At 60.8% G+C, this 20552-nt stretch carries 22 protein-coding genes; 12 read left to right on the plus strand and 10 right to left on the minus strand.

All coding sequences use genetic code 11. The annotated features are described in order from the left end of the window. Positions 1 to 118: 118 nt before the first annotated feature. The gene (locus EDE05_RS01965) at positions 119 to 2158 is read right to left on the minus strand and encodes a methyl-accepting chemotaxis protein (RefSeq protein WP_134099663.1); all 2040 of its coding nucleotides are present in this window, start codon (positions 2156 to 2158) and stop codon (positions 119 to 121) included. Positions 2159 to 2649: 491 nt separating this feature from the next. On the opposite strand from EDE05_RS01965, the gene rpmH reads away from it, so the two are divergent. The 4 genes from rpmH to yihA all read left to right on the plus strand — a co-directional run bounded on the left by rpmH (position 2650) and on the right by yihA (position 5788). Further along, on the plus strand, positions 2650 to 2784 hold the full coding sequence (rpmH, locus tag EDE05_RS01970; protein ID WP_025555461.1) for a 50S ribosomal protein L34: 135 nt from the start codon (positions 2650 to 2652) through the stop codon (positions 2782 to 2784). A 27-nt stretch (positions 2785 to 2811) separates the two neighbouring features. Beyond that, positions 2812 to 3204 (plus strand): ribonuclease P protein component, encoded by a 393-nt coding sequence (gene rnpA, locus EDE05_RS01975; RefSeq protein ID WP_112797450.1) that lies wholly within the window; start codon positions 2812 to 2814, stop codon positions 3202 to 3204. Next, positions 3204 to 5003: a membrane protein insertase YidC gene (gene yidC, locus EDE05_RS01980; RefSeq protein WP_105370504.1), complete on the plus strand. Its 1800-nt coding sequence runs from the start codon at positions 3204 to 3206 to the stop codon at positions 5001 to 5003. Before rnpA ends, yidC begins: the two co-directional genes overlap by 1 nt. Before the next feature lie 125 nt (positions 5004 to 5128). Continuing rightward, complete coding sequence (gene yihA / locus EDE05_RS01985; RefSeq protein WP_205839297.1) at positions 5129 to 5788, plus strand: ribosome biogenesis GTP-binding protein YihA/YsxC; 660 nt, start codon at positions 5129 to 5131, stop codon at positions 5786 to 5788. Positions 5789 to 5863: 75 nt separating this feature from the next. Here yihA and EDE05_RS01990 read toward each other — a convergent pair whose 3' ends face one another. The 3 genes from EDE05_RS01990 to EDE05_RS02000 all read right to left on the minus strand — a co-directional run bounded on the left by EDE05_RS01990 (position 5864) and on the right by EDE05_RS02000 (position 7868). Continuing rightward, on the minus strand, positions 5864 to 6421 hold the full coding sequence (locus tag EDE05_RS01990) for a fasciclin domain-containing protein (RefSeq protein ID WP_134099666.1): 558 nt from the start codon (positions 6419 to 6421) through the stop codon (positions 5864 to 5866). Between the two features lie 179 nt (positions 6422 to 6600). After that, positions 6601 to 7329, minus strand: a complete 729-nt coding sequence (locus tag EDE05_RS01995; protein WP_112797454.1) for an anti-sigma factor — start codon at positions 7327 to 7329, stop codon at positions 6601 to 6603. Next, complete coding sequence (locus EDE05_RS02000) at positions 7326 to 7868, minus strand: sigma-70 family RNA polymerase sigma factor (protein WP_245519843.1); 543 nt, start codon at positions 7866 to 7868, stop codon at positions 7326 to 7328. The genes EDE05_RS01995 and EDE05_RS02000 overlap by 4 nt, the downstream gene beginning before the upstream one ends. Positions 7869 to 7983: 115 nt before the next feature. Here EDE05_RS02000 and argB point away from each other — a divergent pair, with 115 nt between their 5' ends. Beyond that, a complete protein-coding gene (gene argB, locus EDE05_RS02005; protein ID WP_105370500.1) occupies positions 7984 to 8871 on the plus strand; it encodes an acetylglutamate kinase in 888 nt (295 codons plus the stop codon). A gap of 19 nt (positions 8872 to 8890) precedes the next feature. Here argB and EDE05_RS02010 read toward each other — a convergent pair whose 3' ends face one another. Both EDE05_RS02010 and EDE05_RS02015 read right to left on the minus strand, forming a co-directional pair. Next, positions 8891 to 9664 (minus strand): isocitrate lyase/phosphoenolpyruvate mutase family protein, encoded by a 774-nt coding sequence (locus tag EDE05_RS02010; protein WP_134099671.1) that lies wholly within the window; start codon positions 9662 to 9664, stop codon positions 8891 to 8893. Positions 9665 to 9757: 93 nt separating this feature from the next. Further along, positions 9758 to 10660 (minus strand): EamA family transporter, encoded by a 903-nt coding sequence (locus EDE05_RS02015; RefSeq protein WP_112797460.1) that lies wholly within the window; start codon positions 10658 to 10660, stop codon positions 9758 to 9760. Positions 10661 to 10766: 106 nt separating this feature from the next. Here EDE05_RS02015 and EDE05_RS02020 point away from each other — a divergent pair, with 106 nt between their 5' ends. Together EDE05_RS02020 and EDE05_RS02025 are read left to right on the plus strand one after the other, a co-directional pair. Beyond that, a complete protein-coding gene (locus EDE05_RS02020; protein WP_112797537.1) occupies positions 10767 to 11480 on the plus strand; it encodes a pyrimidine 5'-nucleotidase in 714 nt (237 codons plus the stop codon). A 111-nt stretch (positions 11481 to 11591) separates the two neighbouring features. After that, the gene (locus EDE05_RS02025; protein WP_112797462.1) at positions 11592 to 12206 is read left to right on the plus strand and encodes a hypothetical protein; all 615 of its coding nucleotides are present in this window, start codon (positions 11592 to 11594) and stop codon (positions 12204 to 12206) included. 80 nt (positions 12207 to 12286) lie between these two features. Here the strand turns inward: EDE05_RS02025 and EDE05_RS02030 are convergent, their stop codons facing one another. Next, positions 12287 to 13147 carry an LOG family protein gene (locus EDE05_RS02030; RefSeq protein ID WP_105370496.1) on the minus strand — a complete coding sequence of 287 codons (861 nt, stop codon included), beginning with the start codon at positions 13145 to 13147 and terminating at the stop codon, positions 12287 to 12289. 135 nt (positions 13148 to 13282) lie between these two features. On the opposite strand from EDE05_RS02030, the gene dapD reads away from it, so the two are divergent. From dapD to EDE05_RS02045, 3 genes are read left to right on the plus strand one after another with little or no spacing between them, the layout of a single operon-like run. Continuing rightward, positions 13283 to 14137, plus strand: a complete 855-nt coding sequence (gene dapD / locus EDE05_RS02035) for a 2,3,4,5-tetrahydropyridine-2,6-dicarboxylate N-succinyltransferase (RefSeq protein WP_112797464.1) — start codon at positions 13283 to 13285, stop codon at positions 14135 to 14137. A 21-nt stretch (positions 14138 to 14158) separates the two neighbouring features. After that, positions 14159 to 15355: a succinyl-diaminopimelate desuccinylase gene (dapE, locus tag EDE05_RS02040; protein ID WP_112797466.1), complete on the plus strand. Its 1197-nt coding sequence runs from the start codon at positions 14159 to 14161 to the stop codon at positions 15353 to 15355. A 31-nt stretch (positions 15356 to 15386) separates the two neighbouring features. After that, positions 15387 to 15935 (plus strand): hypothetical protein, encoded by a 549-nt coding sequence (locus tag EDE05_RS02045; protein WP_245519844.1) that lies wholly within the window; start codon positions 15387 to 15389, stop codon positions 15933 to 15935. Between the two features lie 22 nt (positions 15936 to 15957). Here EDE05_RS02045 and truA read toward each other — a convergent pair whose 3' ends face one another. Genes truA through def form a run of 3 tightly spaced genes read right to left on the minus strand, consistent with a single transcriptional unit; the run spans position 15958 to position 18220 of the window. Further along, the gene (truA, locus tag EDE05_RS02050) at positions 15958 to 16713 is read right to left on the minus strand and encodes a tRNA pseudouridine(38-40) synthase TruA (protein ID WP_112797471.1); all 756 of its coding nucleotides are present in this window, start codon (positions 16711 to 16713) and stop codon (positions 15958 to 15960) included. Continuing rightward, on the minus strand, positions 16713 to 17648 hold the full coding sequence (gene fmt / locus EDE05_RS02055) for a methionyl-tRNA formyltransferase (protein ID WP_112797473.1): 936 nt from the start codon (positions 17646 to 17648) through the stop codon (positions 16713 to 16715). Before fmt ends, truA begins: the two co-directional genes overlap by 1 nt. Before the next feature lie 56 nt (positions 17649 to 17704). Further along, on the minus strand, positions 17705 to 18220 hold the full coding sequence (gene def / locus EDE05_RS02060; RefSeq protein ID WP_105370711.1) for a peptide deformylase: 516 nt from the start codon (positions 18218 to 18220) through the stop codon (positions 17705 to 17707). 166 nt (positions 18221 to 18386) lie between these two features. Here def and rmuC point away from each other — a divergent pair, with 166 nt between their 5' ends. Beyond that, positions 18387 to 19535, plus strand: coding sequence for a DNA recombination protein RmuC (gene rmuC / locus EDE05_RS02065; protein ID WP_245519853.1), 1149 nt, complete (start codon positions 18387 to 18389; stop codon positions 19533 to 19535). A 49-nt stretch (positions 19536 to 19584) separates the two neighbouring features. Continuing rightward, a complete protein-coding gene (locus tag EDE05_RS02070) occupies positions 19585 to 20484 on the plus strand; it encodes a ribokinase (RefSeq protein WP_105370489.1) in 900 nt (299 codons plus the stop codon). Positions 20485 to 20552: the final 68 nt, after the last annotated feature.

A 20552-nucleotide genomic window follows, 5' to 3' on the forward strand; every position in this document is an offset into this window, starting at 1 on the left:
AACGGATGATCGACTATTTTAGAGATTCAACGCTTTTTTACCAGCCCCTCTTTCGGCAGTGCAAAAAGAGAAGCGGAGACGTCTCCGCTTTCCTATTCGTTTGAAAGGGCCGGTCGGATCAGAATTCTTCCCAGTCCGCAGCCGCTGCTGCCGGAGCCCGAGCCGCAGCCCCTCCTCCGAAAGCCCGCGTCAGAGCACCCGTCATCGCCTTGACCGGCGAGACGCGCGGGCGCTGGACTTGAGCCGAGGCAGCCGCCGCTGGGCGCGAAGACCTTGCAGGCTCGGCGGAGTGATGCTCCTGGTGACCGATGTTGAATTTCGAGACGATGGCGAACAGGCTGTCGGCTTCGGAAGAAAGCTTCTGGGTCGCAGCCGAAGTCTCTTCCACCATGGCGGCATTCTGCTGGGTCACCTGGTCCATCTGGTTGACGGCGGTGTTGACCTCCGCCAGTCCCGTTGCCTGCTCTCGCGAGGCAACCGCGATCGAGTGGATATGGTCGTTGATGCGCAACACGCGGGTTTCGATCTCCGACAGCGCCTCGCCGGTCTTCTGCACCAGCATCACGCCGCCGGCGACCTCGTCGCCCGACTTGCTGATCAACGCCTTGATGTCCTTTGCCGCGTTTGCAGAACGCTGGGCGAGCTCGCGAACTTCCTGTGCCACGACAGCAAAGCCCTTGCCGGCTTCGCCCGCACGGGCGGCTTCGACACCGGCGTTGAGCGCCAGAAGATTGGTCTGGAAGGCGATCTCGTCGATGACGTTGGTAATCTGGGCAATCTCACGGGAAGCCTGCTCGATGCGACCCATGGCGTCGACGGCATTGCGCACGACTTCGCCCGACTGCACGGCACTCTGCTTGGCTTCGCCCACCATCACGGTTGCTTCTTGAGCCCTTTCGGTGGAGGTCCGCACGACAGCCGTGATCTGATCCAGTGCCGCGGAGGTTTCCTCCAGCGCGGCAGCCTGCTGTTCCGTGCGCCGCGACAGGTCGTTGGTAGCCTTGCTGAGTTCGGCAGCGCTGCCGTTCATGGAGCCGCTGGCACTGCGGACGTTGATCATCGTCCCGCGCAGCGTCTCCATGGTGGCGTTGACGTTGTGCTGCAGCTCGGCAAAAGCACCCTTGAAATTGCCGGTCATGCTGTCGGTAAGGTCACCTTCGGCAAGGCTCCTGACGACCCGCCGTGTTTCGGAAATGCCGGCGTCAACACTTGCGACCAGTTGGTCGACATTGCTGGCGAAGCGGTCGAGGCTCTCTTCGCCCCACTGCTTGTCGATGCGGCGGGTGAAGTCGCCTTCGGCGGCGGCGGCGACCACCGCCGACATCAGCGCCTGCAGTTCGTTGTTCTTCCCGCGCATGGTGGATTCGGAGGCGTTCATGCGAGCGACCTCGATGCCGTTCTTTTTGAAGATCTCGACGGCTGCCGCCATGTCGCCGACTTCATCCTTGCGGCCGACAAGCGGTACGTCCACGGAGTAATCTCCGTCCGCCAGCGTCTTCATTGACGAGGTGAGGTCGAGAATAGGTTGGCTCAGCTCTTTGCGGCCAAGATACAGACCGAAGGCCATTCCGCCGGCAACGCCGATCACGGTGACGATCAGCACGCTGTAGAAAACCATATTGCCGAAGGCGTCCATACCCGCGCTAAGCTCGTCGAGCTGCGCTTGGTCCATCTTCACCACCGCATCGATCTCGGCCTGATAGGCCTTGCGGTTGGCGCGGTTTGCCTCGTTATTGCCTTGGACGTTCGCCGCCGCAGGGCCCTCGGTCTGGCCGAGGCGGACCGTTTCGCTGCGGAACTGCTTGAATTCCGCCGAACGGGCTATCAGTTTCTCGAAGATCGCTTTCTGCTCTGCCGGCACTTTCGGCTGCCATTCGGCAAGCAGTTTCTCCATTTCAGCCAGCGATTTCACAATCCCTTCGCCGAACTGCTTGGTCGCCGCAATATCCTTTGCGGCATAGATACCGCGGGCATCCATGACGACTGCCGTGACCAACCGGTTGAGGTGCTCTCCGTTGTGAGCGCGATCGGCCACATCGGCGTATTGCTGGCTCTGGGCCCGGTACTTCTCGACCGCGAAAAGCGAAAGCCCGCCGATCAGACAGGCAAACAAGCTCATCAGCCCGACGAGAAGGTTGATCTTGGCTCTAATTCTCACTGCAGTTTTCCCCCTGCAAGACACCATGGGATGCTGGCGACACGGCACACTGATGCGGAAGATCCGCGACATCACTGCTAGAATTAGCACCTAGTCATTAACAATCCTTGAGCAGGCGGGCTTTGAACGCAGCGAAGCGAGGAGGAAAATTTGTCAACGAACGCTGTATTCTCCCGAATTATTTGTCGGAAAAGATGACAGAGTGACAGAAATGGGGATCGTTTTGCCACATTCACCCATTCTCAGTTGCGCAGGCAACCTCCGCAACCCTTAATGGATTTGATCAAATTGAATGTTCTGGAGGTCGGGCGGAGCCGCAAAAGTTCGCCGGCGATTGACTTTTCAGAGAGAGTCCTCCTATAAGCCGCGCACGTTCAGCTCCGGCGGGCTTGCACGCGTGCAGCCGCTTGCGCAGATCGTTTCTCTAAACGCTCTTGCTTCCTTTGCGGAAGCAAACTCCAAGAAGGGCCGCACACCGCGGTATTAAATAAATGAAGCGTACGTACCAACCGTCCAAGCTTGTTCGCAAGCGCCGCCACGGATTTCGCGCCCGCATGGCCACCAAGGGTGGTCAGAAGGTTCTTTCCGCACGCCGCGCCCGTGGCCGCAAGCGTCTATCGGCCTAAGGCTGGGATGCCCGAGATCACCGGGCGATGACAGACGAGAAAAAGAACAAGAAAACTGTCGGGCGGCTGAAAAGCCGGCCGCAGTTTCTTGCTGTTCGGCAAGGCGAAAGCCGTCGGGGGCGCACCTTTCTTCTGGAAGTGCTCGACCGCAATGCGCCGGACGAAGCGCCGCGCGTCGGCTTCACCGTCACCAAGAAACATGGCAACGCAGTCGAGCGCAACCGCATGCGTCGGCGCCTCAAGGAGGCCGTCAGGCACTCTGCCGGATTTGCAATGAAGAGCGGACACGACTATGTGATTGTCGCGCGTCGGGAGGTGCTGTCGGCTCCCTTCGCTGATATGACGGCTCAGCTCATCGAGCGCATTGAAAACAGGCCGAAGCCGAAGCGGTCCGAGGAGACCCGTTCCAGGAAAGCATGATGGAAAAAAATCGTAACTACTTCATCGCGATCGCGCTCTCGGTGCTGATCGTCATTGCCTGGCAGTTCCTCTACATGAATCCCAGGATGGAGGCGCAGCAGCGTGCCGAAGAGGCTCGCCGCGCGCTCCAGGGAGAAACGGCCCAGCCGGTATCCCCGGAAAGCCCCGGCGCCTCGAGCGCACCGACTGGCAATCTACCGGGTGCCGCTTCCGGCCAGACGACCATCACCCGCGATCAGGCGCTTGCACGGTCGCAGCGTGTTCAGATCGAAACCCCTGCCCTGATCGGTTCCATCAATCTCACCGGCGCGCGTTTCGACGATCTGAAGCTTCGCGAATATCACGAAACCGTTGACGACCAGAGCCCTATCATCACGCTCTTTTCGCCCTCCGACACCAAGGACGGGCATTTCACCGAACTCGGCTATATTCCGAACGAATCCATCGGCACCGTTCCTGGCGCGGGAACCCAGTGGACGGTAGCAAGCGGCGAGAAACTCACTCAGCAGACGCCGGTGACGCTGTCCTTCACAAACGAGAAGGGCATCACCTTCACGCGCACCATCTCCGTCGATGATCATTACATGTTGACCGTCAACGACAAGATCGACAACACCAGCGGCGCACCCGTCACATTGACGCCTTATGGGCGGATTCTGCGTCACAACAAGCCTGCGACTCCTTCGGTTTGGGTCATCCACGAAGGCTTTATCGGGGTAATGGGTGAAGACGGCGCGCTTAGCGAACACACCTATGCCAATATCGAGGAAGAACAATATACCCACGACAAGGCAACCACCGGGTGGTTCGGCATCACGGACAAATACTGGGCTGCGACGATCGCTCCGCCCCAGTCCATGCCTTACGTCACCCGTTTCTCGCATTTCACCGGCGGACAGGCGAGCTACCAGGCAGACTACAAGGGCGACGATCTGACGGTCCAGCCGGGTCAGTCTACCGAGCTTAAGAACCTCGTCTTCGCCGGCGCCAAGGAAGTGCCTCTGATCTCGCGCTATGAGACGGAACTCAAAATCCCGCAGTTCAACCGACTGATCGATTGGGGCTGGTTCTACTTCATCACCAAGCCGATGTTCCAGCTGATGGACTTCTTCTTCCGTCACGTGGGCAATTTCGGCGTCGCGATCCTGCTGACGACCGTCGTCGTCAAGGCGCTCTTCTTCCCGCTGGCCAGCAAGCAATACGCCTCCATGGCCAATATGAAGCGCGTCCAGCCCAAGATGGAGGAGCTGAAGGCCAAGTTCGGCGATGACCGCATGGGCATGCAGCAGGCGATGATGCAGCTCTACAAGGAGGAAAAGATCAATCCGATCGCCGGTTGCTGGCCGGTCGTGCTGCAGATCCCGGTCTTCTTCGCCCTCTACAAGGTCATCTACGTTACGATCGAGATGCGGCACGCGCCCTTCTTCGGCTGGATTCAGGATCTGTCGGCTCCCGATCCGACGTCGCTGTTCAACCTGTTCGGCCTGCTTCCCTACGACGTGCCGCACTTCCTGCTGATTGGCGTCTGGCCGCTCGTCATGGGCGTCACGATGTTCCTGCAGATGCGTATGAACCCGACGCCGCCGGACCCGACCCAGGCAATGATCTTTACCTGGATGCCGCTGGTCTTCACCTTCATGCTGGCATCCTTCCCGGCTGGCCTCGTCATCTACTGGGCTTGGAACAACACGCTTTCGATCACCCAGCAGGCGATGATCATGAAGCGCCACGGCGCCAAGATCGAGCTCTTCGACAATCTGAAGGGCCTCTTCCGGCGAAAACCGGCAGCCTCGAAATAGCTTCCGAAACCCCGGTCCGCCGGGGTTTTCTTTTATGACGACAGGCAAATATCTTCCGTAGCTTGACATTCTGCGGCAAAACCCGGAAGCCGTGTCGCTTCGATTGAGACAGGACCGATAACCCAATGCCCGCTGACAAGAACATGGACGACAAGCCGCTCTTCGGCCGCCCCTGGATCTTCATCCGTGGCGTACCTTCGATGAAATTCCTGCCGCCCGAAGGCCCGCTTGAAGTGGCCTTCGCAGGACGTTCGAATGTAGGCAAGTCCTCGCTGATCAATGCCCTTGTCGGCCAGAAGGGTCTGGCACGCACCTCCAATACGCCCGGCCGCACCCAGGAGCTCAACTATTTCGTGCCGGAGGGTTATTCCGGTGAAGGGCTGGATCTGCCCCCCATGGCCCTGGTCGACATGCCGGGCTACGGCTATGCGCAGGCGCCGAAGGAGCACGTCGACGCATGGACGAAGCTCGTCTTCGACTACCTGCGCGGTCGTGCCACGCTGAAGCGTGTCTATGTCTTGATCGACAGCCGCCACGGCCTCAAGAAGAATGACGACGAGGTTTTGGACCTGCTCGACAAGGCGGCGGTCTCCTATCAGATCGTGCTGACCAAGACGGACAAGATCAAGGAGCCGGCGGTTGACAAGCTGATCGCCGAGACGACGGAAAAGATCCGCAAACGGCCCGCTGCCTATCCCTTCGTGCTTTCGACATCTTCTGAGAAAGGCAAAGGCATCGACGAACTCCGTCTGGCGATCGGGGAGACCGTCGGCCAGCCATTGTAACTTCTCGTACAAAGCCGGCCGCTTCAGAGGAAGCGACCGGCTCCGGATGTAATGGCGAAACGCCTGCGACCGGCCTTACATCTTGGGCAGTACGACCTTGTCGACTACGTGAATGACACCGTTCGACTGCTTCACGTCGGCGATCGTAACCTGGGCGACATTGCCGTTCTCATCGGTCAAGGTGATCTTGCCCATGTCCTGTTTGGCTTTCAGGACGCAGCCGCCGACGGTCTTGACGTCATGGGCGCCCTTGTCGTCCTTGATCATCTTTTCGATAGCGCTCGACATGGCGTTCGCAGCGACAACGTGGCAGGTCAGAACCTTGGTCAGCTGCGCCTTGTTTTCCGGCTTCAAAAGCGTATCGACCGTGCCTTTAGGGAGTTCCGCGAACGCGTCGTTGGTCGGCGCGAACACGGTGAACGGCCCCTTGCCCTGCAGTGTTTCGACCAGGCCGGCCGCTTTGACGGCTGCCACCAGGGTCGTATGATCCTTGGAATTCACCGCGTTCTCGACGATGTTCTTGTCTTCGAACATGGCCGCGCCGCCGACCTTCGGATTGGCGGCATGGGCTGCGACCACGGCTGCGGAGAGAGCTGTTGCGACGGCAAATGTGCGGAGTGCGAAGTTGGACATTCTGTTTTCCTCTTCCTTTAAAGGATCTGATCGCCCCGGCACGGATGCGCCTCCCAGGGCGGTTCACGTCCCGCGGTCTGCGGGACGCAGCAAGGGACGGAAGGGAGAGGGAAAGAGTTTCAGCCACAGTGAAAAAAGCGGCAGAAAAATTTCAACTCTTTGGTTTTTAAGCGCTAATTTTAATTGGACCGACGCGTCTGGCCAACCGCGATCACGGGACCGGTGGCTTTACCGGTCGGAGAGCCGCCGAACGGCTCGAGGCTGACGGCGAGGGTCACGCCTTCGCCAAGTCTCGGACGGAGGTGAGCCGGAATTTCGACCGAACCTTCGCCCGTCTGAGGCAGTACACCGAGGGAGATTGCCGGATCGTCACCGCCAGGTACCAGCCAGAGTTCAAGCGAATGCTGATCCGCCGCACCGGCCGCAACCGGTGTCACCCGCAAGCGGCCGTCGACGACGTTGTAGGCGGCGACCAGGCTGATTGAATTGCCTTCCCCTGCAAGCTCGGCGACCAGCGGACGAGACGTCGGTGTGCCTATCCAGCCTGTATCCAGCGAAACGTAAGCGATCAGTACAGCCACGGACCCAAGCGCAATGCCACGCCACAACAGCAGCGAGTTCCACCATTTGCCGGTCGCGACGAGCTCCTGCGCGAAGCTCTTGTGCGGGAAAAGCCGGGTCTCTATCTTCGAATAGACAGCTGCGGGTGGGAGAACCTCATCGTAGTCGTCGTTGAAGCTCGCCAGATTTTCCTGCCATCGAGCGACGATCGCCGCAAAGACCCGGTCTCGCGCTATGCGCGCGGCCACACGCTCGCGATCGGCAAGCGAGAGTACGCCCAGGACATATTCGCCTGCGAGCAATTCATCGCGGGAGCGGTCTCCTTCGCTCTGTTCGGGCGTCGTCATCGGTCGAGGCACTCTCTCAATTTCAAAAGGCTGCGCCGAAGCCAGGTGCGCACCGTATTCAACGGTACGCCGTGGCGGTCTGCCAGCTCCTGATAGCTCAGACCTTCCACATATGCGCTTCGCACCGCGCTGGCTCGTTCAGATTCCAACTCTTCCATGCACCTGTCAATGCGTTTGCCCTCGCCTTTGAGGACGGTGGTCGTTTCGGGATCGAGCGCCGCATCCGCGATGTCCCAAGTTTCGTCGATACTGTCGGCAACGGGCTTGCGGGCACGCATAAGATCAATGGCCTGGTTGCGTGCCACCGCCACAAGCCAGCCCAACGGGCTCGCACCGGAGGCAGCGAACCGGTCGGCCCGCTGCCATATCTTGACGAAAACTTCCTGCAGCGCGTCTTCCGCATCGGCTCTGTCCTTGAGGATACGAAGACAGACGGAAAAAAGTTTCGGAGATACAGCGGCGTAAAGCGCCGCCAGACCGGCTCGGTCGCGCAATGCGACGCGGCCGATCAAGGCGGCTATTTCAATGTCTGTCGCCAAGCACGTGTCTCCCCGGGCGCGTCGTTGCCGGTATACGGGCAAATCTTGCCATCGGATTATTTCCCCCGTCAAAAACATGCGCTACAAGGCGCCCACTCACATCACGGGGAAATCGATGACGACTTCCGATAGCGAACTTCAGGCCAAACTTCTGGCGCAGGCGCTGCCCTACATGCAGCGGTACGAAAACAAGACCATCGTCGTCAAGTACGGCGGTCACGCCATGGGTGATTCCGAGCTTGGCAAGGCGTTTGCGGCGGATATCGCGCTCCTCAAGCAGTCCGGGGTCAATCCGATCGTCGTTCACGGCGGCGGGCCGCAGATCGGTGCCATGCTGACCAAGATGGGCATCGAATCCAAGTTCGAAGGCGGACTGCGCGTCACCGACCAGAAAACCGTCGAGATCGTCGAGATGGTGCTGGCAGGCTCGATCAACAAGGAAATCGTCGCGCTGATCAACCAGACCGGCGAATGGGCGATCGGCCTTTGCGGCAAGGACGGCAATATGGTGTTTGCCGAAAAGGCCAGGAAGACCGTCGTCGACCCGGACAGCAATATCGAGCGCGTGCTCGATCTCGGCTTTGTCGGTGAAGTGGTGGAAGTCGACCGCACGCTGATCGACCTGCTCGCCAAGTCGGAGATGATTCCCGTTATCGCCCCGGTAGCCCCCGGCCGCGACGGCGCCACCTACAACATCAATGCCGATACGTTCGCGGGGGCCATCGCCGGCGCCCTCAATGCCACCCGTCTGCTCTTCCTTACCGACGTTCCGGGTGTTCTGGACAAGGACAAGCAGCTCATCAAGGAGCTGACGGTTGCGCAGGCCCAGGCGCTCATCAAGGACGGCACGATCTCCGGCGGCATGATCCCGAAGGTCGAGACCTGCATCGACGCGATCAAGGCCGGCGTCCAGGGCGTCGTCATCCTGAACGGCAAGACCGCCCATTCGGTGCTTCTCGAAATCTTCACCGAGCATGGGGCCGGCACGCTGATCGTGCCGTGACCCCTTCCTCGATCGAGGCCTAAGCGGCGGCGGTGAAGACCGCCGCTGCATCTTCCTTGAGCTTCGCCATCATCGCCCGATAGGGACCGGGGCCATAGCTCACCCTTGCGACGCCGAGTTCTCCGAGCCGCTTCGGCGCCGAGACGCCCGGCATCATCATGATATTGACCGGCACCGGCGAAGCTTCGCAAAGCTTGCGGATAAGCTCCTCATCTGCCAGGCCCGGCGCAAAGAAGCCATTGCCGCCAGCGTCCGCATATGCCCTCGCCCGCGCGACCGCTTCATCCAGAAGCGCCGCATGCTTTGTCCGATCGCCCTCCTGAAGGAAGAGATCGGTCCTGGCATTGATAAAGAGTGGGATCCCGCGCGAATCTGCCAGAGATCGGATGGCACGAATGCGCTCCGCCTGTCGACTGATCGGGTAAACGCCACTGCCGCCGACCACCTGATCCTCAAAATTGATGCCGATGGCGCCCGCGTCGATGACCTTCGCGACATTTCCGGCAAGCTCTGTCGGATCTTCCGCATACCCACCTTCAAAATCCACCGACAGCGGTAGTTCGACAGCGGAGGCGATTGATTTTGCGGTCAGAAGAAGCGCCTCCATCGGCAGGTTCTCGCCATCGGCATAACCTTGCGCCGCAGCCACGGACCAGCTTCCGGTACCGAGAGCCTTGGCGCCGGCGTCCGCAACCGCCTTTGCTGTGCCAGCGTCCCAAATATTGTAGATGATGACAGGATTGCCCTTCCGGTGGAGGGCAGCAAATGCAGCGGCCTTTTCTTTCTGGTCCATGTCGTCTCCCTTTCTGATCCCGCGATTATATCCGCACTTGCGCCTCTCGCCGCCGTAAATCGGGCGCCGATTTACGATCCTAGAAAACGCGGCTCAGAAGAACAACAACCCGAGAATGCCGCAGACAATGAGCATACAGCCGATCGCTTCCATACGGTTCACCCGCTCGTGGAAGAGGAAATAGGACGCCATGAAGGTGAAGACCAGTTCGATCTGACCGAGGGCACGGACGTAAGCCACCTGCTGCAGCGTCATCGCCGTGAACCAGCAGGCAGAACCGAGGACGCCGGCCAGGCCTACCAGCGAGGACGAGCGCCAGCTGCGGACCACCTGCGCGATCTCGCGCCTGTCTTTCCAGAACATCCAGACCAGCATGAAAATTGTCTGGAAGGTCGTTACACAGGCAAGCGTAACCGCCGCGTCCATAACCGGCCCCGGCCCTTGAAGCGAAAGCGCGGCACTGCGATAGGCCACCGCCGAAATGCCGAAGACCGCACCGGAGGCTATACCGATCAATGCAGTCCGCCCCGTCAGCGCGACGGCGAGATTGCGCCAGGACAGCGGCATCCGCGCCGTGGAGATCATCATCACGCCGAGTACGCCGACGATGATCGCCGCAATGGCGCCTAAGGTGAGTTTCTCTCCAAGCAGGACAAAACCGAAGATCGCCGCCTGCACCGGTTCCGTCTTGGAATAGGCCGTGCCCACGGCAAAGTTGCGGAGCGAAAAGAGATGCACCAGCATGATGGTCGCAAAGATCTGCGCCAGCCCCCCGATCCCGGCCCATATGGCGAAGGTCGGGTTGATTTCGGGATAAGGGTAGCCGGCAATGTGATGCAAAGCCAGCACATAGAGGATTGCGATCGGAAACCCGTAGCCGAAGCGCACGAAGCTCGCGCCGCGGGTGCCGAGCGAACCCTGCAGACGCTTTTGCAAGGCGGAGCGCAGGTTCTGCAAGAAGGCCGCAGCGATTGTAATGGGGATCCAAAGTTCCATGCTGGTGGCGGTATCATGCCGGCTATTTGGCCGCCAAGGCCGGATTTGGCCTGAACAGGTCGCCTTTTCGATTTTCTTCGACGCCCAAGCCGTGCATAAGACGGGCATGGACAAGACGCCGAAAACATCCCCCGATCCTGCCGATTTCGCCGATATCCGGGAATGGGTATTCGATCTCGACAACACGCTCTACCCGCATCACATCAATCTGTTTGCGCAGATCGACAAGAACATGACGGCCTATGTGCAGGAGCTGCTGCAGCTCGAGCCGGAGGACGCAAGGGCGCTGCAAAAGCGCTATTACCACGAGCATGGGACGACCCTGCAGGGCCTGATGCTGAATCACGGGATCGAGCCGGACAGTTTTCTAGAGCGCGCCCATGCGATCGATTATTCGGCGCTGCTGCCGCATCCGGAACTCGGAGAGGCGATCAAGGCGCTGCCGGGCCGCAAGTTCATCTTTACCAACGGAAGCGTACCGCATGCCGAAGCCGCCGCCCGGGCGCTCGGCATCCTCGACAATTTCGACGATATCTTCGACATCGTTGCGGCGGGTTATGTCCCGAAGCCTGCGGGCGCCACCTACGACAAGTTCGCGAGCCTGCACCGCGTCGATACCAGGCACGCCGCCATGTTCGAAGACCTCCCTCGCAATCTGCAGGTCCCGAAGACGCTCGGTATGCGCACCGTTCTTCTGGTTCCCCGCAACCTCGATACGGTGCTGATGGAGCGTTGGGAAAAGCTGACCGACGAGGACGATCATATCGACTACGTGACCGACGATCTGGCAGGTTTCCTGTCCGGCATTCGGCCCGATTGAGTTCCCGCCGTCTTACCAAATGTTCATCCACATTACGGATGTTTAAGTGGTTCCCTTCGATTGCCGGGCCTATCTTCAGGTCATCGGATTTAACCGGAAAGGACCCATTCGATGACCGCGAAGAAGATCGTTTTAGCGACACTCAGTGCCGTACTGGTCGCAGGAGCCGCTCTGCCGGCATTCGCGGCACCGGGACGTGACGGACCCGGCCGCCATGAGGGCGCCGGCGGCCGCATGATGCAGGACGTGATGTTCGTTCGTCTCTTGAAGAATGCCGACGGCAACAAGGACGGCAAGATCTCCAAGGAAGAGCTGACCGCCCGCCAGGATGCGCTGTTTGCCGAAATCGACGCAAACAAGGACGGCACCGTCACCCGAGGCGAACTCGTGGATTTCCGCCAGGCTAAAATGGATGAGTTCCGCAAGGACAACCCGCCACCGGAACAGGCTGAAAACCGCGGCCACGGCCGCCACGACGGGGATCGCGATGGCTGGCACCGCGGCGGGCGGGATCACGATGACCAGGATCGCCACAATGCGCGCTGGGATGGCCCGCGACATGGCGGCATGATGGGCCGCGGTATCTTCCGCATGGTCGATGAAGACCGGGATGGCAAGATTACCAAGACCGAAGCAACCACCGCAGGCGACCAGCTGTTCACCCGCATGGACGTCAACAAGGACGGCACCATTTCCATCGACGACCTGCCGGACCGCCCCCTCTAGTTCCCCGCCCCCTTTGGAACTAGCACCGGCCGTCGTCTTGAAGGACCCGCCCCTCCCCCGAGAGGCGGGTTCTTTCAGTTCTAATGCTCGTAGAAGTCGGCGATGATCTTCCAGGCCTGATCGGCCGTCTCGACGAAGTTGATGAGATTGAGGTCTTCCGGCGCGATCGTGCCGAATTCCGCCAGTGCCCCGAAATTGATGATGCCGCGCCAGAACGCCTCGCTGAAGAGGATAAGCGGGATCCGCTCCATGCGTTTTGTCTGGATGAGCGTCAGCGCCTCGAACATCTCATCCAGCGTCCCGAAGCCGCCCGGAAATACCGCAACCGCCTTGGCGCGCATCATGAAATGCATCTTGCGGATTGCGAAATAGTGGAAGTTGAAGCTGAGTTCGGGCGTTACGAAACGGTTCGGCGCCTGCTCGTGCGGCAGCATAATGTTGAGCCCAACGCTCGGGGCACCGGCGTCCGAGGCTCCGCGATTGCCCGCTTCCATCACGCCTGGTCCGCCGCCCGTCACCACCACATATTCCTGATGATTGTGGCTGGCCGAGTGTTTTCCGCAGAGTTCAGCAAACTTCCGCGCCTCGTCATAAAACACCGATGCCGCTTCGAGATTCTTCCGCTGAACCTCGTTGCGCGCAGCCCAGGCGCTTTGCCCGGGCGCCGGGATACGCGCGCCGCCAAACAGCACCACCGTCGACTTGATGCCGCGTTCGGCAAGCATCATCTCGGCTTTGGTAAGTTCCAGCTGAAGACGGACCGGCCGCAGCTCTTCGCGGCTCAGAAAGTCGTCGTCCGCATAGGCGAGGCGATAGGACGGAGATTCCGTTTGCGGCGTCCTCGGCTGACCGGCGGCTGCATATTTGTCGGCCTTGTTGTCCTTCAGAGGATCCCAAACGCCATCCTTGCGCCGCGGTCCGTCCTTCTTCGCCTTTGCCATTGCATGACCCTTCCAGCGCCAACATGCGTTGACGCCAATTCACATTGACGCCTGAGTGGCGGTCGCTTAGAGCAAATAGAACTAAATGGCCACCTCTCCACCATCACGATACCGAGTGACGTTTAAGGATTTCCCATGAGCAGCGCTGACTTTTCCTCCCTCGAAAAGACTATCGAGACCGCCTTCGAGAACCGGGACGACGTGACGGTATCGACCAAGGGGGAAATCCGCGACGCGGTCGAGGACGCGCTGAACCTGCTCGACAGCGGCAAGGCGCGCGTGGCGAGCCGCGGTGCCGACGGAAACTGGACCGTGCATCAGTGGCTGAAGAAGGCGGTGCTGCTGTCCTTCCGCCTGAACGACATGGAGGTGGTGAAGCACGGCCCCGGCAACTCCACCTGGTGGGATAAGGTGCCGTCGAAGTTCGAAGGCTGGGGCGAGAACGAATTCCGTGCGGCCGGCTTCCGGGCCGTACCGAGTGCCGTTGCCCGCCGCTCGGCCTACATTGGCAAGAACGTCGTGCTGATGCCCTCTTTCGTCAACCTCGGCGCCTATGTGGATGAAGGAACGATGGTCGACACCTGGGCCACCGTCGGCTCCTGTGCGCAGATCGGCAAGCATGTCCACCTGTCGGGCGGCGTCGGCATCGGCGGCGTGCTGGAGCCCATGCAGGCCGGCCCCACCATCATCGAGGACAATTGCTTCATCGGGGCGCGCTCCGAAGTCGTCGAAGGCTGCATCGTGCGCGAGGGTTCCGTGCTCGGTATGGGCGTCTTCATCGGCAAGTCGACGAAGATCGTCGATCGCGCGACGGGCGAGATCACCTATGGCGAAGTGCCCCCCTATTCCGTCGTCGTCGCGGGCTCGATGCCGGGCAAGCCGTTCCCGAACGGGGAACCGGGCCCGAGCCTCTACTGCGCCGTCATTGTCAAGCGCGTCGACGAAAAGACCCGTTCCAAGACCGGCATCAACGAACTTCTGCGCGACTGACCTCAAGGCTGCTTATCCGAAATGTCCGCATCCGATCCCGTCGCCAATCTTCAGGACCTCATCCGCTGCCCTTCGGTGACCCCGGCCGAAGGTGGCGCGCTCACCGCCCTGGAATCCATGCTCATTCCGCTCGGATTCAAGGTCGAGCGAATGGTGGCGACGGAGCCGGGCATGCCGGATATCGAGAACCTTTATGCACGGCTCGGTACGGACGGTCCGCATCTGATGTTCGCCGGCCACACCGACGTCGTTCCTCCGGGGGACGAGGCATCGTGGAGCCATCCGCCTTTTGCGGCCGAAATCGCGGGCGACGAGCTTTTTGGCCGCGGCGCCGTCGACATGAAGGGTGGAATTGCCTGCTTTGTGGCGGCTCTGGCACGTCACATCGAAAAGCATGGTGCTCCGAAAGGCTCGATCTCCTTCCTGATCACCGGCGACGAGGAAGGGCCTGCGGTCAACGGTACCGAGAAGCTGTTGAAATGGGCTGCCGAAAAAGGCGAGCGCTGGGACGCCTGCCTCGTCGGGGAGCCGACCAATCCGGATCAACTCGGCGACATGATCAAGATCGGCCGGCGGGGATCCGTATCCGGCAAAGTGACCGTATTCGGCGTGCAGGGTCATGCGGCTTATCCCCATCTCGCCGACAATCCGGTTCGGGGCCTTCTTCCCTTGGCGAGCGCGCTGATGGACCCACCCTTCGATACAGGCACGCCGGAATTCCCGGCCTCCAATCTCGAAGTCACCTCTGTGGATGTCGGCAATTCGGCTACCAATGTCATACCGGCCAAGGCAGGGTTTGCCTTCAACATCCGATTCAACGACATGTGGACGGCCGAGACGGTTAAGGCGGAGATCATTCGCCGGCTCGATCTCGCAGCAGTCCAAAGCCCGTTGCGTCCGGGCCGCGATCCGTCACGTTATGAGATTGCCTGGGCCGAACGCCCGAGCCACGTCTTCCTGACCCGCAACAATGCGCTGATCGCCTCGCTCTCGGCTGCGGTAGAAAAGGTCACCGGCCGCACGCCGCAGCTTTCCACCACCGGCGGCACATCGGATGCACGCTTCATCAAGGACTACTGCCCGGTCGTGGAGTTCGGCCTGGTCGGGCAGACCATGCATATGGTCGATGAACGGGTGGCCCTTGCCGATCTGGAGATGCTCACCCAAATCTATGGGACCTTCATCTCCCGCTGGTTCGATAATGCCCTCCTACAGTGAAGTCAGGTTATATCTGAGCGGCCTCTGGCTGTTGATCAGAGGCGATGCGCAGGGATTCCGCCTGCTCGATGTTTCCGACCGCGGCATGATGCGTTCCTTCTGGGCTTTCGTCTGGTGCCTGCCGGCCGTCTTCGTATCCTGGATCTGGCTGCGGTCGCTGCTGGTTCAAAGCATGCCGCCAGGCACGCGGCTCGGGGGTATGTTCTTTGTCCGCGTGGCGATGCTCGAAGTTCTCAACTGGCTGCTGCCGATCGTCTTCGCGGCTCTGATCTGCTTGTTCATGGGCATCCACCGGAAATTCCCGGCCATCGTGGTGACGATCAACTGGCTGGCGGTTCCATTTGCATGGATCTACGGTTTGTTGTGCCTGGCGATGCTTCTGTTGCCCGTCCTGACGCCGATCATCGGGCTGATGCAGCTCATGCTGCTGATGGCCCTGGTCTTTGCGGTGTCGCGGATCATGCGGATGATCTGCGGGCCGCAGTTGCTAATGACCACGGCGCTGGTTCTTGTCCTGCTGGTGCCGAACATGATCTTGACCGGCGCCATGCAGCGCTTCCTCGGAATCTACCCTTTCTGACGGTCGCAGGCCCTTCTGTCTGTCAGGGGTCGCCGGGATAATCCACCTTCAGGAAGTAGAGCCCTTCCGGCGGAGCGACCGGTCCGCAGGCGGCACGGTCCCGCGCGTCGAGCGCCGCGCGAACGTCATCCGGCGTCATCTTGCCCTCCCCCGCCAATTTCAGGGTGCCGGCGAAGGAGCGTATCTGGTTGTGCAGAAAGCTCTGGGCGCTCGCCCGGATCTCGATCAGGTCTCCGCTGCGGGTCACGTCCAGCCGGTCGAGCGTCCGCATCGGGCTCGTCGCCTGGCAGTGGGCAGACCGAAAGGTCGTGAAGTCGTGATGTCCGATCAAGGTCTGCGCGGCTGCATGCATGACCTCGTGGTCAAGCTCGCGCGTCACCCACCAGGCACGCTTGGCTTCGAGGGCGAGCGGCGAGGGCCGATTGAGAATGCGGTAGAGATAATGCCGGCGCAGCGCCGAGAACCGCGCGTCGAAACTGTCATCGACCGCCCGAACGTCCAGGATGGAGACCTTTTCGCTAGCCATCATCAGGTGGGCGTTGAGCGCATTGCGCAGCTTGTAGGGCTTCCACTCGCGCGAAAGATCCGCGTGGACCACCTGCCCCACCGCATGTACACCTGAATCCGTCCGGCCCGCACCACGGATCGAGACTGTTTCTCCTGTGAGCGACAGGATGCCAGCCTGTAGAGCGGCCTGGACGGAATGGCCGTTCTCCTGCATCTGCCAGCCCACATAGGGCGTGCCGTCATATTCGACGGTCATGCGGTAGCGCGGCATCAGCAAAACCTCGTGCCGGCGGGAACGGATGTTCCACGCAGGAATTCAGCCGCCGCCAGCGGCTTGCCACCCGCCTTCTGAAGCTTCAGGAGCCGCACGGCGCCTTCGCCACAGGCCATAGTCAATGTATCGTCAAGAACGGTGCCTGCCTCGCCCTGGCCTTTAGCCACTTCCGAGGCGAGTACCTTCACGCGTTCCGGTCTGCCGTTGATCTCGGCCTCGAACCACGCGCCGGGGAAAGGCGACAACCCCCGGATATGATTGTGCACGTCACGGGCGGACCTCGAAAAATCGATGCGGGTCTCGCCCTTGTCGATCTTTGCGGCGTAGAGCACGCCCTCGTCCGGCTGCGGTGTCAGCGGCAGGTCACCGCTCTCGAGCTTTTCCATCGCCTCGACCATGGCGCGCGCGCCGACGAGCATGAGCTTGTCGTGCAATTCTCCCGCCGTCATGTTTTCACCGATCTCGACCTCCTTGGTAAGGGCGACCGGGCCGGTATCGAGACCCTTCTCCATCTGCATGACCATCATGCCGGTCTTTTTATCGCCGGCCATGATGGCGCGCTGGATCGGCGCCGCCCCCCGCCAGCGCGGCAGGAGCGAGGCATGGCCGTTGTAGCAGCCAAGCCGCGTGCCGGTGAGGATCGCTTCGGGCAGCAGCAAGCCGTAGGCGACGACGACCGCCACGTCCGCATTCAGCGCGCGGAATTTCTCGCGCTCTTCCGGCTCCTTGAAATTGACGGGGGTGAAAACGGGAATGCCGAGCAGTTCGGCAGCCTGATGGACCGGCGACTTCACCAGATCCAGCCCTCGGCGGCCACCTGGCCGAGGCGGCTGGGTGTAGACCGCGGCGATCTCATGTCCCGCCTGCTTCAGCGCCTGCAGCGTCGGCACGGAAAATTCCGGCGTGCCCATGAAGGTGATGCGGAGAGACATGGCGTTTCGCGCTTTAAGAACGCGCCTTCGAGCTGAAGACCGTGCAGGCGTCAGCCTTAGACGGCTTTCGTCTTGGCGGCCTTGGTGAATTTCTTGATGACCATTTCGCGCTTGAGGCGGGAGATGTAGTCGATGAACAGCACGCCGTTCAGATGGTCGATCTCGTGCTGCAGGCAGGTCGCAAGCAGGCCATCGGCCTCGACAAGATGTTCCTTCCCATCGCGGCCGATATGCTTGACGGTGACGACGGCGGGGCGCTCCACTTCCGCATAATATTCGGGAATGGACAGGCAGCCTTCCTCGTAGACGGAACGTTCGTCCGAAGACTTGACGATCTCCGGATTGATGAAGACCTGCGGGGCCTTTTCTTCACCCTCGCGCGCGATATCCACCACCAGAAGCCGGCGCGGAATACCGATCTGGATCGCCGCCAGGCCTATGCCAGGCGCGTCGTACATCGTCTCCAGCATGTCGTCTGCAAGCTTCAGGATATCGGAATCCACCTGCTCGACGGGCTTGGACACCTGGCGCAGGATGGGGTCGGGCAAAATAATCAGGGGCTTGATCGTCATGATCTCCCCATAACGCAACTCTTTTTCCGATGGAACAGGAATCGCGCTGTATTGGCGACTGATGTTCATGCTTTGATCTTCCTCCTTTGCAAAAATCTGTTAGGTTGAAAGCATGAACGATCTCTTCAGCCGCCTTTTTCCTCTTTTTTCTCAGCAGCTAACCGTGATGTTTTCAGCCGCCGCGACGGCTGTCATCCTGCTCTTCCTGGTATTCGTTCTACGCAGCAGCCGCCGCAGGCGGGAGGACGCCGCGCGACAGGCTGCGGAAGCGGAAGCGCGGCTTTCCGAACTCATCCGGGCGCAAAGCGAGATGCAGGGACGCCTGTCGGCGATGGCCGAGACCCTGTCGACCCGCCAGTCGGAGCTCAATCAGGCGGTCAGCCAAAGGCTCGACGGCATGACGCATCGGATCGGCACGACGATCACCGAGCAGACCAGATCGACGCATGAGAACCTGCGAAAGCTGCAGGAAAGGCTTGCCGTGATCGACGCGGCGCAGAACAACATTCAGACGCTCGCCAAGGACGTGGTCGGGTTGCAGGCCATTCTGTCCAACAAGCAAACCCGCGGCGCGTTCGGCCAGGGGCGCATGGAAACCATCATTGCCGACGGCTTGCCGCTCGGCGCCTATTCCTTTCAGTCGTCGCTTTCCAACGGCACCCGCCCGGACTGCACGATCCGGATGCCGAACAACGCGCCGCCGCTGGTGGTGGATGCCAAGTTTCCCCTGGAGGCCTGGAACGCATTCCGTGAGGCGGCCGCGCCGGAAGCACGCAGGTCCGCCGCCCAGCAATTCCGGCGCGACCTGGAAGTGCACATCAAGGATATTTCCGAGAAGTACCTTCTTCCGGGCGAGACGCAGGACATGGCCTTCCTCTTCGTCCCTTCCGAATCGATCTTTGCGGAAATCCACGAGCATTTCGAAGCGGTCGTGCAAAAGGCGCAGCGCTCGCGCGTCGTCTTCGTATCGCCCTCCCTCCTGATGCTGTCGATCCAGGTCATCCAGGCGGTCCTGAAGGACCAGCGGATGCGCGAGCAGGCACATCTGATCCAGGGTGAAGTGGCACTGCTCATGGAAGATTTGACGCGCCTCGACGATCGAACACGCAAGCTCCAGGGGCATTTCCTGGCAGCTCAGAGAGATGTCGAGCAAATCGTCACATCGAGCGAAAAGCTCACGAGGCGCGGCGCCAAAATCGGAGCGTTGGAGCTCGAAGCGCCGGGACAGTCCGAGACAGACGCCGAGACGCCGCAAACCAAGGTCGTTGAAAGCAGGACCGGGCTTCTGAAGCTGAGGGTAGTTGACGAGGAGTGATCCTGTCGGGCAGTGTCCGGCGCATTCAACAAGCAGCAGCAGGCCGCCCATGATCACCGTTCTCGGCTCCATCAACATGGATCTTATCGCAACCACCGAACGGCTGCCGGAGCCGGGCGAGACGGTGGCCGGATCAAGCTTCTCGACTGCAGCCGGCGGCAAGGGAGCCAATCAGGCGCTTGCGGCGCAACGCGCAGGCAGCGCGGTTCACATGGTCGGCGCGGTGGGGGAAGACGCCTTCGCGGCGCAGGCGCTGGCGCTCCTCAAGGATGCCGGCGCAGATCTTTCGGGGGTCGCACGCGTCGGCGAACCGACAGGTACGGCTCTGATCCTGGTCGGCGGTACCGGCGAGAACATGATCGCCGTCGTCCCGGGCGCCAATGGCACTGTGCGCGAGGCCCAAGCGCTTGCGGCGATCGATCCGATGCAGCCGGGCGACATCCTGATGCTGCAGCTCGAAATTCCGGGATCGACGGTGGAGGTAGCCTTGAAAGCCGCTCGCGCCAAGGGAATCACCACGATGATCAATACCGCCCCCCTGACGCCGGACGCGGCACGGCTTGCACGCCTTGCCGATATCGTCGTTGCCAATGAGACCGAATTCGAACTGCTGGCGGGCGAACGGCTAGCCGATCGGGACGCGCGGAAAGCCGCGCTCCAAAAACTGCATGCCGAAACCGGCCAGACATTCGTGGTCACGCTCGGCGGCGAAGGCGTCATTGCGATCCGCGAAGGGACCTTCTTTGCAGCTGACGGTTTGAAGATCGAGCCCGTCGATACCGTCGGTGCCGGAGATACGTTCTGCGGCTATCTGGCCGCAAGCCTCGAACAGGGCCTCGGTTTTTCCGATGCGCTCCGCCGCGCCGCCGTTGCAGGCTCGCTCGCCTGTCTCACGCCAGGTGCCCAGCCGTCCATACCTGTCGCCGAGCAGGTCGACAGCCGGATCTAAAGTCACTCAGGTTTTGCTTTTGCAGTGCGAAAGCCAACCAGGTTAACTTTAATCAAATTTAAGACATC

It is taken from the genome of Neorhizobium sp. R1-B, assembly GCF_004368875.1.
GTDB classification, from domain to species: Bacteria; Pseudomonadota; Alphaproteobacteria; order Rhizobiales; family Rhizobiaceae; genus Neorhizobium; species Neorhizobium huautlense.

What these genes read in the sequence shown, in the direction of transcription:
- rpmH (WP_025555461.1), top strand. Translation starts at nt 2,650, where the DNA reads ATGAAGCGTACGTACCAACCGTCCAAGCTTGTTCGCAAGCGCCGCCAC.
- rnpA (WP_112797450.1), top strand. Translation starts at nt 2,812, where the DNA reads ATGACAGACGAGAAAAAGAACAAGAAAACTGTCGGGCGGCTGAAAAGC.
- yidC (WP_105370504.1), top strand. Translation starts at nt 3,204, where the DNA reads ATGGAAAAAAATCGTAACTACTTCATCGCGATCGCGCTCTCGGTGCTG.
- yihA (WP_205839297.1), top strand. Translation starts at nt 5,129, where the DNA reads ATGCCCGCTGACAAGAACATGGACGACAAGCCGCTCTTCGGCCGCCCC.
- EDE05_RS01990 (WP_134099666.1), bottom strand. Translation starts at nt 6,421, where the DNA reads ATGTCCAACTTCGCACTCCGCACATTTGCCGTCGCAACAGCTCTCTCC.
- EDE05_RS01995 (WP_112797454.1), bottom strand. Translation starts at nt 7,329, where the DNA reads ATGACGACGCCCGAACAGAGCGAAGGAGACCGCTCCCGCGATGAATTG.
- argB (WP_105370500.1), top strand. Translation starts at nt 7,984, where the DNA reads ATGACGACTTCCGATAGCGAACTTCAGGCCAAACTTCTGGCGCAGGCG.
- EDE05_RS02010 (WP_134099671.1), bottom strand. Translation starts at nt 9,664, where the DNA reads ATGGACCAGAAAGAAAAGGCCGCTGCATTTGCTGCCCTCCACCGGAAG.
- EDE05_RS02015 (WP_112797460.1), bottom strand. Translation starts at nt 10,660, where the DNA reads ATGGAACTTTGGATCCCCATTACAATCGCTGCGGCCTTCTTGCAGAAC.
- EDE05_RS02020 (WP_112797537.1), top strand. Translation starts at nt 10,767, where the DNA reads ATGGACAAGACGCCGAAAACATCCCCCGATCCTGCCGATTTCGCCGAT.
- EDE05_RS02025 (WP_112797462.1), top strand. Translation starts at nt 11,592, where the DNA reads ATGACCGCGAAGAAGATCGTTTTAGCGACACTCAGTGCCGTACTGGTC.
- EDE05_RS02030 (WP_105370496.1), bottom strand. Translation starts at nt 13,147, where the DNA reads ATGGCAAAGGCGAAGAAGGACGGACCGCGGCGCAAGGATGGCGTTTGG.
- dapD (WP_112797464.1), top strand. Translation starts at nt 13,283, where the DNA reads ATGAGCAGCGCTGACTTTTCCTCCCTCGAAAAGACTATCGAGACCGCC.
- dapE (WP_112797466.1), top strand. Translation starts at nt 14,159, where the DNA reads ATGTCCGCATCCGATCCCGTCGCCAATCTTCAGGACCTCATCCGCTGC.
- truA (WP_112797471.1), bottom strand. Translation starts at nt 16,713, where the DNA reads ATGCCGCGCTACCGCATGACCGTCGAATATGACGGCACGCCCTATGTG.
- fmt (WP_112797473.1), bottom strand. Translation starts at nt 17,648, where the DNA reads ATGTCTCTCCGCATCACCTTCATGGGCACGCCGGAATTTTCCGTGCCG.
- def (WP_105370711.1), bottom strand. Translation starts at nt 18,220, where the DNA reads ATGACGATCAAGCCCCTGATTATTTTGCCCGACCCCATCCTGCGCCAG.
- rmuC (WP_245519853.1), top strand. Translation starts at nt 18,387, where the DNA reads ATGTTTTCAGCCGCCGCGACGGCTGTCATCCTGCTCTTCCTGGTATTC.
- EDE05_RS02070 (WP_105370489.1), top strand. Translation starts at nt 19,585, where the DNA reads ATGATCACCGTTCTCGGCTCCATCAACATGGATCTTATCGCAACCACC.